Annotated in this window: 12 protein-coding genes; 8 read left to right on the forward strand and 4 right to left on the reverse strand. The window is 59.6% G+C overall.

Going from position 1 to position 13,736, the window contains the following annotated elements; translation table 11 throughout:
* The 8 genes from glgC (at position 1) to QRN60_RS15120 (ending at position 9,406) form a co-directional block, all read left to right on the forward strand.
* Positions 1-1,263, forward strand: a complete 1,263-nt coding sequence (gene glgC, locus QRN60_RS15085) for a glucose-1-phosphate adenylyltransferase (RefSeq protein WP_003508574.1) — start codon at positions 1-3, stop codon at positions 1,261-1,263.
* 5 nt (positions 1,264-1,268) lie between these two features.
* Positions 1,269-2,711 carry a glycogen synthase GlgA gene (glgA, locus tag QRN60_RS15090; protein ID WP_060723437.1) on the forward strand — a complete coding sequence of 481 codons (1,443 nt, stop codon included), beginning with the start codon at positions 1,269-1,271 and terminating at the stop codon, positions 2,709-2,711.
* A gap of 4 nt (positions 2,712-2,715) precedes the next feature.
* Positions 2,716-4,344, forward strand: coding sequence for an alpha-D-glucose phosphate-specific phosphoglucomutase (locus QRN60_RS15095; RefSeq protein WP_003508565.1), 1,629 nt, complete (start codon positions 2,716-2,718; stop codon positions 4,342-4,344).
* A gap of 105 nt (positions 4,345-4,449) precedes the next feature.
* Positions 4,450-6,405, forward strand: coding sequence for a glycogen debranching protein GlgX (gene glgX, locus QRN60_RS15100; protein WP_112295397.1), 1,956 nt, complete (start codon positions 4,450-4,452; stop codon positions 6,403-6,405).
* 54 nt (positions 6,406-6,459) lie between these two features.
* Complete coding sequence (locus tag QRN60_RS15105) at positions 6,460-6,948, forward strand: MaoC family dehydratase (protein WP_020010027.1); 489 nt, start codon at positions 6,460-6,462, stop codon at positions 6,946-6,948.
* Positions 6,949-6,971: 23 nt separating this feature from the next.
* On the forward strand, positions 6,972-8,009 hold the full coding sequence (locus tag QRN60_RS15110) for a DUF2332 domain-containing protein (protein WP_003508560.1): 1,038 nt from the start codon (positions 6,972-6,974) through the stop codon (positions 8,007-8,009).
* Positions 8,010-8,115: 106 nt separating this feature from the next.
* Positions 8,116-8,655 carry a hypothetical protein gene (locus tag QRN60_RS15115; protein WP_153463805.1) on the forward strand — a complete coding sequence of 180 codons (540 nt, stop codon included), beginning with the start codon at positions 8,116-8,118 and terminating at the stop codon, positions 8,653-8,655.
* A gap of 142 nt (positions 8,656-8,797) precedes the next feature.
* Positions 8,798-9,406, forward strand: a complete 609-nt coding sequence (locus tag QRN60_RS15120; protein ID WP_112295398.1) for a metalloprotease — start codon at positions 8,798-8,800, stop codon at positions 9,404-9,406.
* 87 nt (positions 9,407-9,493) lie between these two features.
* On the opposite strand, the gene QRN60_RS15125 is transcribed toward QRN60_RS15120, so the two are convergent.
* From QRN60_RS15125 to QRN60_RS15140, 4 genes are read right to left on the reverse strand one after another with little or no spacing between them, the layout of a single operon-like run.
* Positions 9,494-10,048, reverse strand: a complete 555-nt coding sequence (locus QRN60_RS15125) for a sarcosine oxidase subunit gamma (RefSeq protein WP_020809522.1) — start codon at positions 10,046-10,048, stop codon at positions 9,494-9,496.
* Entirely contained in the window at positions 10,041-13,001 is a 2,961-nt protein-coding gene (locus QRN60_RS15130; RefSeq protein WP_112295399.1) for a sarcosine oxidase subunit alpha, read from the reverse strand. The genes QRN60_RS15125 and QRN60_RS15130 overlap by 8 nt, the downstream gene beginning before the upstream one ends.
* Positions 12,998-13,312, reverse strand: coding sequence for a sarcosine oxidase subunit delta (locus QRN60_RS15135; RefSeq protein WP_020809520.1), 315 nt, complete (start codon positions 13,310-13,312; stop codon positions 12,998-13,000). Before QRN60_RS15135 ends, QRN60_RS15130 begins: the two co-directional genes overlap by 4 nt.
* An 11-nt stretch (positions 13,313-13,323) precedes the next feature.
* A complete protein-coding gene (locus tag QRN60_RS15140; protein WP_035213317.1) occupies positions 13,324-13,734 on the reverse strand; it encodes a hypothetical protein in 411 nt (136 codons plus the stop codon).
* Between the last annotated feature and the right edge of the window lie 2 nt (positions 13,735-13,736).

Genomic DNA, 13,736 nt, shown 5'->3' on the forward strand with positions numbered 1-13,736 from the left:
ATGTCGGAAAAAAGAGTTCAGCCTTTGGCGCGTGATGCAATGGCCTATGTCCTCGCAGGCGGCAGAGGCAGCCGCCTGAAGGAGCTGACGGACCGCCGGGCAAAACCCGCCGTCTATTTCGGCGGCAAGGCGCGTATCATCGATTTTGCGCTTTCCAACGCGCTCAATTCCGGCATTCGCCGCATCGGCGTCGCCACGCAATACAAGGCGCACTCCCTCATTCGCCACCTGCAGCGCGGCTGGGACTTCTTCCGCCCTGAACGGAACGAGAGCTTCGACATTCTTCCCGCCTCCCAGCGCGTTTCCGAAACGCAATGGTATGAAGGCACCGCCGACGCGGTTTACCAGAATATCGACATCATCGAGCCCTATGCGCCGGAATATATGGTCATCCTCGCCGGCGACCATATCTATAAGATGGACTACGAATACATGCTGCAGCAGCATGTCGATTCCGGCGCTGACGTGACGATCGGCTGCCTTGAAGTACCGCGCATGGATGCGACCGGTTTCGGCGTGATGCATGTGAATGAAAAAGACGAGATCATCGATTTCATCGAAAAGCCGGCCGATCCACCAGGCATTCCCGGCAATGAAGGCTTCGCGCTTGCCTCCATGGGCATTTATGTCTTCCACACGAAATTCCTGATGGAAGCGCTGCGCCGCGACGCCGCCGATCCGACCTCCAGCCGCGACTTCGGCAAGGATATCATTCCCTATATCGTAAAGCACGGCAAAGCCGTCGCCCACCGCTTCGCAGACTCCTGCGTCCGCTCGGATTTCGAGCATGGTCCTTACTGGCGCGACGTGGGCACCATCGATGCCTACTGGCAGGCCAATATCGATCTCACGGATGTGGTGCCTGACCTCGATATCTACGACAAGTCCTGGCCGATCTGGACCTATGCGGAAATCACCCCGCCGGCGAAATTCGTGCATGACGATGAGAACCGCCGCGGTTCGGCCGTGTCTTCGGTTGTTTCGGGAGACTGCATCATTTCCGGTGCGGCCCTCACCCGCAGCCTCCTGTTTACCGGCGTGCGCGCCAATTCATACTCCCGCCTTGAGAATGCCGTAGTACTGCCGAGTGTGAAGATCGGGCGCCATGCCCAGCTCAGCAACGTCGTCATCGACCATGGAGTGGTCATTCCGGAAGGACTGATTGTAGGAGAAGACCCCGAACTGGATGCCAAGCGTTTCCGCCGCACGGAAAACGGCATTTGCCTTATCACCCAATCGATGATCGACAAGCTGGACCTGTAGAGCCCATGAATGTCCTTTCGGTTTCATCCGAAGTCTATCCCCTGATCAAGACCGGAGGGCTCGCCGACGTTGCCGGCGCGCTCCCCATCGCGCTCGAGGCCCTTGGCGTCAGGACGCGGACATTGATACCCGGATATCCGGCGGTGAAAGCCGCCGTGACGGACCCCGTCAAATGTCTGGAATTTACCGATCTGCTCGGCGAAAAAGCCGATGTGCTCGAAGTACGGCATGAGGGGCTCGATCTCCTCATTCTCGATGCGCCCGCCTATTACGAGCGCTCCGGCGGCCCCTATCTCGACCAGACCGGCAAGGACTATCCAGACAATTGGAAGCGCTTCGCGGCACTGTCGCTCGCGGCAGCCCGTATTGCCGCCGGCGCGCTTCCCGGCTGGCGGCCGGATATCGTGCATGCCCATGACTGGCAGGCCGCCATGGCGCCGGTCTATATGCGTTATGCCGAAACGCCTGAGATTCCGAGCCTTCTCACCATCCACAACATCGCCTTTCAGGGCCAGTTCGGCGCCAATATCTTCAGCAAACTGGCGCTGCCACCGCATTCCTTCGGCATGGAAGGCATCGAATATTATAATGATGTGAGCTTCCTGAAGGGCGGCCTGCAGACGGCAACGGCGCTCAGCACCGTCAGCCCGTCCTATGCCGAGGAGATCCTCACCCCGCAATTCGGCATGGGCCTGCACGGCGTCATCGGCAGCCGCGCCCATGTGCTGCACGGCATCGTCAACGGCATCGATGCCGATGTCTGGAACCCGGCAACGGACCATCTGATCCACGACAATTATTCGGCCGCCAATCTCAAGAACCGCGCGCTGAACAAGAAGGCGGTCGCCGAACATTTCCGCATCGATGATGATGACAGCCCGCTGTTCTGCGTCATCTCCCGCCTCACCTGGCAGAAGGGCATCGACCTCATGGCGGAAGCCGTGGATGAGATCGTTTCGCTCGGCGGCCGTCTCGTGGTGCTTGGCGCGGGCGATGTGGCGCTGGAAGGCGCGCTTCTGGCGGCGGCATCCCGACACCATGGCCGCGTCGGCGTTGCCATCGGTTACAACGAACCCCTGTCGCATCTCATGCAGGCGGGCTGCGACGCGATCATCATTCCCTCGCGTTTCGAACCCTGCGGCCTCACCCAGCTTTACGCGCTGCGTTATGGCTGCATTCCGGTCGTCGCCCGCACCGGCGGCCTTGCCGATACGGTGATCGACGCCAACCATGCCGCCATCGCCAATAAATCGGCGACAGGCGTGCAATTTTCACCCGTCACGCTTGATGGTCTGAAACAGGCGATCCGCCGGACCGTCCGTTATTATCACGACCCGAAACTGTGGACACAAATGCAGAAACTCGGAATGAAATCCGATGTTTCCTGGGAAAAGAGCGCCGGTCTCTACGCCGCGCTTTACAGCCAGCTTATTTCGAAAGGCCATTGAAACAATGATCAAAACCATCAAGACGACGCCCTATCAGGACCAGAAGCCGGGCACATCCGGCCTGCGCAAGAAGGTGCCGGTCTTCGCCCAGGAAAATTACGCGGAGAACTTCATCCAGTCGATCTTCGACGCACTCGAAGGCTTTGAGGGCCAGACGCTGGTGATTGGTGGTGACGGCCGTTATTACAACCGCGAAGTCATCCAGAAGGCGATCAAGATGGCCGCCGCTGCCGGTTTCGGCAAGGTTCTGGTCGGTCAGGGCGGCATTCTCTCCACACCCGCCGCCTCCAACGTCATCCGCAAATACAAGGCCTTCGGCGGCATCGTGCTTTCCGCCAGCCATAATCCCGGCGGTCCGACCGAAGATTTCGGCATCAAATACAATATCGGCAATGGTGGTCCCGCACCTGAGAAGATCACGGACGCGATCTATGCCCGCTCGAAAGTCATCGACAGCTACAAAATCTCGGATGCCGCCGATATCGATCTAGACAAGATCGGCAGCTTCAAGGTGGACGAGCTGACTGTCGAGGTGATCGATCCGGTCGCCGATTATGCCGCCCTGATGGAAGAGCTGTTCGATTTCGACGCCATCCGCACGCTTATCGCCGGCGGCTTCAAGGTCGTGGTTGATTCCATGAGTGCCGTTACTGGCCCTTATGCCGTGGAAATCATCGAAAAGCGCCTCGGCGCACCGAAGGGTTCCGTCCGCAACGCCACACCGCTGCCGGATTTCGGCGGCCATCATCCCGACCCGAACCTTGTCCACGCCAAGGAGCTTTATGACGATGTCATGAGCCCGGAAGGCCCCGATTTCGGCGCCGCTTCCGATGGCGATGGCGACCGCAACATGGTCGTCGGCAAGGGCATGTTCGTCACGCCATCAGACAGTCTGGCCATCATCGCCGCTAATGCCAAACTCGCCCCCGGTTATGCGGCCGGCATTTCCGGTATCGCCCGCTCCATGCCGACAAGTGCGGCAGCCGACCGTGTCGCCGAAAAACTCGGCCTTGGCATGTATGAGACGCCGACCGGCTGGAAATTCTTCGGCAACCTCATGGATGCCGGCAAGGTGACGATCTGCGGCGAAGAGAGCTTCGGCACCGGCTCCAACCATGTGCGCGAAAAGGATGGCCTCTGGGCTGTGCTCTACTGGCTGAACATCGTCGCCGCGCGCAAGGAAAGCGTGAAAGACATCGTCACCAGGCACTGGGCCGAATATGGCCGCAACTATTATTCGCGCCACGACTATGAGGAAGTGGATTCGGATGCGGCGAACACGCTGGTCGCCACCCTGCGCGAAAAACTCGCGACGCTTCCCGGCACCAGCTACGGCAATCTGAAGGTCGCGGCGGCGGATGATTTTGCCTATCACGATCCGGTCGATCAGTCCGTCAGCAAAAATCAGGGCATCCGCATCCTCTTCGAAGGCGGTTCGCGCATCGTGCTGCGCCTTTCCGGCACCGGTACTGCGGGCGCGACGCTTCGCCTTTATGTCGAGCGTTACGAGGCGGATGCGGCCCGTCATGGCATCGAAACGCAGGAAGCGCTTTCCGACCTGATTGCCGTTGCCGATACGATCGCCGGCATCAGGGCCCATACCGGCCGCAACGCGCCGAGCGTTATTACGTAAGGGCTTGTCGCCCGCTCATGAGGGACGCACTGAAAGCGTCCCTCATTCGGCCTTGCCTCCCTTTTCCGTTCTGGGAGAGAAACACCATCCCCGGAGAGACTGATCATGCAGACAACTTCCGTTTTCCCCAAAGGCGCAATCCAGACGGAAAACGGAACGGAATTCACGGTCTATTCCCGGCATGCCTCCCAGATCGATCTCTGCCTTTTCGATAAAACCGGCGAAAAAGAAACGGCGCGCCTGCCGATGGTGCGCGGCGAAGACGATATTCACAGATTGATCGTCGCCGACGTCGGCCTCGGCACGCGATACGGCTTTCGCGCTCACGGCATTTACGCTCCTGAACACGGCCTCTGGTTCGATCCCGCAAAGCTGCTGCTCGATCCCTATGCCACGGAGATCGACCGCCCCTTCCGACACGATCCAGCGCTTTACGCCTTTGGCGCGGAGACCGGCGAGATCATGCCGAAGGCGGTCCTTTCCCAATATGAGCCGGTCAAGCGCCATCAGCCGCTTTTTGCCGAAGGCGGGCTGATTTATGAGCTTGCCGTCAAATCCTTCACGCAGTTGCATCCCGAGGTGCCGAAAGACATCAGAGGCACCGTCGCAGCACTTGCCCATCCCGCCATTCTCGCACACCTGAAAAAAATCGGCGTCGATGCGGTGGAATTGATGCCGATCACCGCTTGGATCGACGAGCGCCACCTGCCGCCTCTCGGCCTTTCCAATGCCTGGGGTTATAATCCCGTCGGCTTCATGGCGCTCGATCCGCGCCTCTGCCCCGGCGGCGTGCGGGAATTGCGAGATACGGTTGCGGCGCTGCATGCGGAAGGCATCGGCGTCATTCTCGATCTCGTCTTCAACCATACGGGTGAAAGCGATATCGAGGGCTCGATCCTGTCGTTGCGCGGGCTCGACAATCTCACCGCCTTCCGTCACCCACAGGGAAAACCGGGCGTGCTGGTCAACGATACCGGCACCGGCAACACGGTTGCCTGCGACCATCCCTATATTCGCCAGCTCATCGTCGATTCCCTCAGGCATTTTGTTCTGAATGCCGGTGTGGACGGCTTCCGTTTCGATCTCGCGCCCGTGCTCGGAAGAACGGCCGCCGGCTTCGACATGGCGAGCGAGACGCTGGCCGCCATGCATTCGGACCCGGCGCTTTACGACCGGATATTGATCGCCGAACCCTGGGATATCGGTCCCGGCGGATATCAGCTCGGCAATTTCCCTGAAAGCTTCCTCGAGTGGAACGATCGCGCCCGCGACGACATGCGCCGTTTCTGGCGTGGTGATGCCGGCACGACCGGGGCGCTGGCCAATGCGCTGTCCGGCTCATCGCCGATCTTTTCCCGGCATGGCCGCGCGAGAAGCCGCAGCGTCAATTTCCTTGCCGCCCATGACGGTTTTACCCTGTTCGATCTTGTCAGCCATGAACGCAAGCACAATGAAAGGAACGGCGAAAGCAATCGCGACGGCCATAATGATAACCATTCCTGGAACAATGGTTTTGAAGGCCTGACCGATGATCCCGCCATTGTCGCCGCCCGGCTTGCGGATGTGAAAGCGCTGCTTTCCACGCTTTTCGTCAGCCGCGGCGCCCTGATGCTGACGGCGGGCGACGAGGGCGGCCGCAGCCAGCAGGGCAACAACAATGCCTATTGCCAGGACAATGAGATCAACTGGGTCGACTGGTCATCGCTTGTCCCCGAACTGATCGACCACACGGCCTTTCTTGCCGCATTGCGCAAACGTTTCGGCGTGTTTTCTGAGACGGGCTTCTTTTCCGGCAGGGACGATGTGACATGGCTTGCCCCCGCCGGAGAACCGATGACGACAGCAGATTGGGAAAGACCGGATGCGCAGGCCTTCGCCATGCTGCTTTCCACCCCGGACCGGGAGACCGGCGAGGATACCGAGCTTGCCGTTCTTATCAATCGCGGCCGCGAGATCGTTCCCTTCACCCTGCCGGGTGATGGCTGGCGCGCCATAGGTACGGATTTCGGCAATCCCGCCTTCCTGCCCGCCCGTTCGGTGGTGTTTTATCTGCGCAGTTGATCCCTTCGCGTCACGAGCCGTATAAGTCGCGGGAAACAATGCGGACGAGGTAACATGACAAAAGAAATTGCGCTGGCGGAAATGAAGGATCGCGTCGGTACGGAAATGGGCGTTTCCGACTGGATCACCGTTGACCAGACGATGATTGATGCCTTCGCAAAAGCGACGCTGGACGAACAGTTCATCCACACCGACCCGGAACGCGCCAAAGCGGAAAGTCCCTTCGGCGGCACCATCGCGCATGGATTTCTGACGCTCTCCCTGCTTTCGGCGCTGAATTACGATGCCCTGCCCCGCATTCGCGAACAGACCATGGGCATCAATTACGGCTTCGATGCCATCCGTTTCGTCACGCCGGTCAAAAGCGGCGCGCGGGTGCGTGGCCGGTTCACGCTGGCGGAAGCGCGTTTTCGCGGGGCCGCCATGCTGATGACGACTTATGACGTGACGGTGGAAATCGAAAACGAGAAAAAACCGGCGCTCACCGCACGCTGGACCACCATCAGCCAGTTCAACCCGGAGGACAGGCCGCAAGACGCCTGAAACCACCGCAAGGGAGAGAGCGCATGCATGACGAAGCCGTAAGGAATGCGTTCCTCGTGCAGGCAAGAGCCTGCGACAGCCTTGGCTCGCCCTTTACCGCACGGCTATGCCGCGCGGTGGCAGCAAGGCTCGACCGCCAGACGGAGGTGGGCGAGCGGATTTTATCCTGGCCCGGCGATGTCGGCCCCTCCGGCGATTCCGTTCCCCTGCGGTTGGCGGGCGCCCTGCATGCGCTTGCCATCAAGGAAAAGATCGCGCCGCTTGTCGATATCCCACCGGAAGACGAGGAGGCTCTCTGGCAGGCTTGCGCCAGCGCCCTGCGTTTTCATTCCGCCTTCATCCTTGAAAGGTTGAAATCACCACCGCAGACCAACGAGGTTCGCCGTTCCGCCGTGCTGCTGCCGGGCTTTCTTTCGATTGCGGAATTGACCGGCAAACCGCTGGTGCTTTCCGAAGTGGGAGCCAGCGCCGGCCTCAACCTGCAATTCGACCGTTACCAATATCACCTCGGCAAACTCACCTGGGGCGAACAATCCGATGTTATCCTGTCACCAGAATGGCGCGGCAATACCCCACCCCATGGGCGGATCGAGGTTATCGAGCGCGCCGGCTGCGATCTCAACCCGCTCGATCCGTCATCGGCCGAGGATCGTCTGCGCCTGATGTCCTATGTCTGGGCCGACCAGACCGACCGTCTGGAGCGCATCGCCGCCGCGTTGCGGATCGCGGTGGAGAACGGCCTGCAGGTCGAAAAGGCCGACGCCGTAGACTGGCTGAAACGCCGCCTTGCCAGGCAATATCCGGGTACTGCCCACGTCGTCTATCATACCGTCGCCTGGCAATATCTGCCCGATCCCTTGAAACAGGCAGGCGAGGCACTGATCGCCGAGGCCGGAACCCGTGCCACGCTGGAGGCCCCGCTTGCCCGCCTGCAAATGGAGGCGGATACGACGTCCGGCAGTGCCGCCATTACCCTGCAAATCTGGCCGACCGGCGAGAAGCAGGAAATTGGCCGCGCCGATTTCCATGGGCGATGGGTGCAATGGCGGGGCTGGAAATAAGGGCAAAAAATTTAGACGAAGAGATTGCCCAAAATCCAACTAGTACTTGTAAAATGAATACAACCATGCTCCTCTTCTTGAGACCTTATCTAGAGGGGGATTCTAATTGCGTATCAAAACCCCAAAAATCATAAATATTCTTATGTTTTGGACGTTAATTTCGACCCCGGCGCTCGCCCAGCAACAAATGGGATCGCAAGCCGCCATGAATGCGTGCGCAAACATTGCCACCTTACTGCAGATGGGAGGGCCACAACTGCAATCTGCATTTGGGCAGCATGCACTATTTGCAATTTTTCAACAAACTGGTGGAACAGGTCGCTATCTACCCCTAGTACAACTTGGACCTGTTCATAACGTTATGATAGGCGGGGAAAATGTACTTCCGTTGGGCAGTTTTTTGACTTGCCGGACCGTTCATCAGAATGGATATGCGGATTGGCAGCTTGCATTTTCTCAAATGACGCAGAGATTTGAGAATTTTCAGTTCAATTCGGTGCCTGGTGGAAACCCAAATCCAAACCCGACTCCGAATCCGAATCCGACGCCAAATCCCAATCCCAACCCGAATCCCACACCGAATCCGGTGCCAAAACCACCTTCGGATAATCAGGCCTGTCAAAAATTTCCCGAACTTTGCCCCTGAGGTGAACGCCATGATTACGAGACGCAGTCTTATTGTCGGATGCGGCGCAAGCCTCGCACTACCCGGGATATGCCGATGCCAGACATATAACGGATGCACGCTAACCGCCTCGGAGATTGCATCCGAAACGGATAACAAAACGATGGAGTTCTCCTACGTCGACGGCCAGGCTCCAATCGCCACGTCTGGAGACAAAGACTTCGACTACGCGCTGGCGCAGACCCTGAACTATCTCAGTAATCTTTTCGATGTCCTGCCCGGCTTCACTTATCTCGACGACGCGAAGGGGAAAAATGCCTATGCCAGTTCGGCCAACTATATGGGGCGCTCGGACGGTACGGTTCTTTTTGGCCTACGTTTTCTACAGGAATTTCTCAATCAGCCAGCCTATCCCGCCGCTTACATCGCAGCCGTATGCGCTCATGAGTTTGGGCATATCGCACAATATAAATATGGAATAGACGACCGATTGCGCGGGCAGCCGACCGTAAAAAGAATAGAGCTACATGCGGACTATCTAGCGGGATATTTTGCGGGCAACCGCAAGCTAGATAACGCAAATTTCCCGGCAGCGGTTATCGCCCAGGCACAATTCAGCGTGGGAGATCACGCAGTTGATAATCCCGGGCACCACGGCACGCCGGACGAGCGCGGAAATGCCGTAAAAGCCGGTTTTCTTGCCAGTTATCGTCAACGCCTAAAGTTCCAAGATGCACTGGAAGCCGGCGTTGCATATGTCCAAACCCTCTAAATTAAACACCCTGCCTGACTTTGGCTTTAAAAACTCCATGTCTTCAGACAGATATAAGCCGCTCTCTTTTTAAAACGCTTGAAGAGTCTAAACCGCCACGTCCGCCGCCGCCTCCTGCAGCAGCCCGCCGACATATTCGGCAAAGGAGCGCCAGCATTCCACCCGGAACGTATCGTCCGCGGTGCGCAGCAGCACCACTTCCGCCTTGCCGAAGACGGTGCGTGAGCAAGCGCCGACAGGGAATTTTGCGTGAGAAAGGTCCTGCGGGCAGCCGGCATTGAGCGCTGCTTCCGCGCCAGCGCCGGAGACGATGACGGCCGTGTTGCGGTGGGAAACATCGGTTGCCGAAAACAGGCCCGCAACATTGGCGAGCGCTGCCATCAGGTCGCTTTCGCCCTGATCGATCACCAGCCATTCATCCGGCCCAATCCACAGGGCGGAACGCAGGCCCGACGTGACGGAACTCTTCGGGCTGGTGGGCAGCGCAAGACCGAGCGCTTCGGACAGCGCCGGTACGGCGCTTTCCCGTGCGCGTAGCGACAGCCGCGAGGCGGAAGCCGCAGGCTTGAGCGATACGAAGGGAGAGCCGCCGTGAAAATCCTCAAGCACGGATTTGCGTTTTGCGTGCAGCATGTCAGCCATTGAGACGGGCTCCTTCCTTGTCGAGGAAGACCATGTCGGTCACTTCGACGGCAATGGTTTTATCGGCAAGTGGAATATAGAGCGTTTCGCCCATGCGCGCCCTGCCATCCGCCACCAGCGCAAAAGCGATGGAATGGCCGAGATTTTCCGACCAGTAGGCGGAGGTGACATGGCCGAGCATGGTCATCGGTTTCGGCTGGTTCGGATCAACGACGATCTGGCCGCCCTCATCCGGAACGGTCAGCCGGTCCTTGGTCTTCAGGCCAACAAGCTGCTTACGGCCGGAGCGCGTGAGATCGGGGCGTTTCAGCCCGCGGATACCGACGAAATCCGTCTTCTTTTTCGAAACGGCCCAGGCAAGCCCGGCATCGTCAGGTGTCACCGTTCCGTCCGTATCCTGCCCTACGATGATGTAACCCTTCTCGGCACGCAGGATATGCATGGTTTCGGTGCCATAAAGGCAGCCGCCGACGGCTTCCGCCCTGTCGCGGATCGCGCTCCAGACGGCGGCGCCGTAATCGGCCGGCACATTGATTTCGAAGCCGAGTTCGCCGGTGAAGGAGACGCGGAAGAGGCGCGTTGGCACACCGCAGAACTTGCCTTCGGCTACCGCCATATGCGGGAAGGCTTCCGGCGACAGATCGATACCCTCAACGAAGGGCGCGATGACTTCCCGCGCCTTCGGCCCCTGCACGGCAATGACAGCCCACTGTTCGGTTGCCGAGGTGAGCCAGACGTCGAGATCGGGGAATTCGGTCTGGAGATAATCTTCCATGTGCTGGAGAACGCGGGGCGCGCCGCCCGTCGTCGTCGTGACATGGAACCGGTCTTCGGCAAGACGGCCGACAACACCGTCATCGTAAACGAAACCGTCTTCACGGGTCATGATGCCATAACGGCAGCGGCCGGGTTTCAGAGTATCCCAGGCATTGGTGTAGATGAGGTTCAGGAACTTCGCCGCATCCGGGCCGACCACCTCGATCTTGCCGAGCGTGGAGGCATCGAACACCCCGACGCTCTCACGCACCGTCTTGCATTCGCGGTTGATCGCCTCATGCATGCCCTCGCCCGCCCGCGGGAAGAACCAGGCGCGTTTCCAGTTGCCGACATCCTCGAAAACCGCGCCGGCCGCAAGCTCTTCCTCGTGCATCGGCGTCTTGCGGGTGGGATCGAACAGCGCGCCGCGCGAATGGTTGATGAGCGTGCCGAAGGTGACCGGCGTATAGGGCTGGCGGAAGGTGGTGAGACCAACCTTGGGCAAATCCCGCCCAAGTGCCTCCGATGCGATGGCGAGACCATGCATGTTGGACATCTTGCCCTGATCCGACGCCATGCCGTTGGTGGTGAAGCGCTTGATATGCTCGACCGAATGCATGCCTTCGCGCACGGCAAGGCGAATATCCTTGGCGCAGACATCGTGCTGGAAATCGATGAAGGCCTTGACGCCGGTGCCCTCACCCGCGCCTTCGGCGGCACCGATCATGCCGCCCGTCCAGGCGCGCGCATTCTCGCCGGAAAACGCCACCGAACCGCCACCGGCAGCTGCCGCTTCGGCAATGATCGCGGAAAGATCATCCGTGCCGTTGCAGGCGCCGATGGAAACGCAGTTCTGCACATGGATATCCGGCAGGAAACGCTGGTTAGCCGCGTCAAACTTCAGCTTGCCGCGCGATTGCGAGAAGAGATGCACCGAGGGTGTCCAGCCGGCGGAAACGACAAGCGCATCGATGGCGATCTTGCGCTTGTTGGCGCCACCATTGCGGCCAACGGTCATCGAGGAGACGCGCAGGCGGCCGGCGGTGTTGTAAACACTGTGACCCGCCAGCACTTCAATGCCGAGCGCCCGTGCTTCGTCCAGCAGGCGCTGATCCGGGTTCTCCCGGCAATCAACGATGGCGGCGATCTTCACCCCCGCCTTCTTGAGATCGAAGGCCGTCTCATAGGCCGAATCATGGGCGGTGTAGACCCCGACATTATGGCCGACGGCCACACCATAATGGTTGAGGTAGGTGCGGGCGGCCGCAGCCAGCATGATGCCCGGGCGGTCATTGTTAGCGAAGACCATGTGGCGCTCGATTGCGCCCGCCGCGAGCACGATCTTCTTCGCACGCACTTGCCACAGCCGCTCACGCGGCTGGTGTCTGGCGGGCGTGGCGAGATGGTCGGTCACGCGCTCGGCCAGCGCGACGAAATTGTGGTTGTAATAACCAAAGGCGGTGGTGCGCGTCAGAACCCGCACATTGGGCAGGGCTTTCAGTTCGGCGAAAACCTTCTGCGCCCATTCATAACCGGGCAGACCATCGATGACTGCACCGGTATCGAAACGCAGCGCGCCGCCAACTTCGGCATTTTCATCCACCAGAATGACGCTGGCCCCGGTCTTTGCAGCAGCGAGCGCCGCCGTCAGGCCGGCAACGCCGGCGCCGGCGACCAGCACGTCGCAATGGGCATAACGACCGGAATAGTGATCCGCATCCGGTTCGCTCGGCGCCTTGCCGAGACCGGCGGCGCGGCGGATCAGCGGTTCGTAAATCTTGTGCCAGGCGGCCTTCGGCCACATGAAGGTCTTATAATAAAAACCGGCCGCGAACATCGGAGACAGAACGTCGTTGATGGCGTTCAGATCGAAGGACAGCGACGGGAAACGGTTCTGCGAGGCGATGATGGCGCCGTCGAAAACCTCCTGCACCGTGGCGCGAACATTGGGCTGCTTACGCAGGCTGTCGCGTGAGACATCGATCAGCGCATTCGGCTCTTCCGGTCCGGCGGAAAGGAAACCACGCGGCCGGTGATATTTGAACGAGCGGCCGATCAGATGCACGCCATTTGCCAGAAGCGCTGACGCGACCGTGTCGCCCTCCAGCGCCGGATAGATCTTGCCGTCGAAGGTGAAGCGTGCGGTTCTGGCGGGGGTCAGACGGCCAGCGCCCTTGATACGATAATCGCCGCTCATTTCCCGGCTCCCTTTTCTGCGGAAAGGACCGTTTCAGCATCGGGTTTAGGTTCACCCGCCTTGTAGGTCATCAGGAATTTGTCGCTCACCGAATCGCGGGCGGCGTTGAAGAAGCGGCCGCAGCCGTGAATGTGACGCCAGCGCTCGAAAACGAGGCCCTTGTCATTGTCGCGGATGAAGAAATACTCCGCGAAGGCCTCGTCGGAAATATCGGCGATGTTTTCCGGCCGGGCAATATGGGCTTCGCCCGCCCAGCGGAATTCCAGTTCGGAACGGTCTTCCCCGCAATAGGGGCAATGGATCAGAAGCATCGTCGCTCCACCTAGAGAGAATTTTCCGGAAGCGCTGTTCCGGCGGGTTGGTCACACAGCCGTCTGCCCATCGAAACGAACGGAGAAAGCCGCTTTAAAAGTTGCTCGAAATTATCGAATGGCCTCAGCGCCGAGGCCCGGCCCATATTGACGATGGCAACCGCCATCATGTCGGTGTCGATCGCGAAGGGGTAGTCCTGCTTACCGTCGTCCTGCTCGCCGACGAAATAAACCATCTTCGTCGTAAGGCTCGGCGCGCAGAGAAGCAGGCCCTTTTCCGCCACGAAGGGCCAGTCTTTCTCACCCTGCATTTTCGCAATCTTCTGGCTGCGGAAATCCTTAGCCTCGGGAATGACGCTGCCGGCGGGCACGGCTGCAGCCGCGCCAGATATATTGAGCGCAAGCATAGCCGCCGCCGCCAGCA

The organism is Agrobacterium sp. CFBP2214 (assembly GCF_030209895.1).
Lineage (GTDB): Bacteria > Pseudomonadota > Alphaproteobacteria > Rhizobiales > Rhizobiaceae > Agrobacterium > Agrobacterium radiobacter.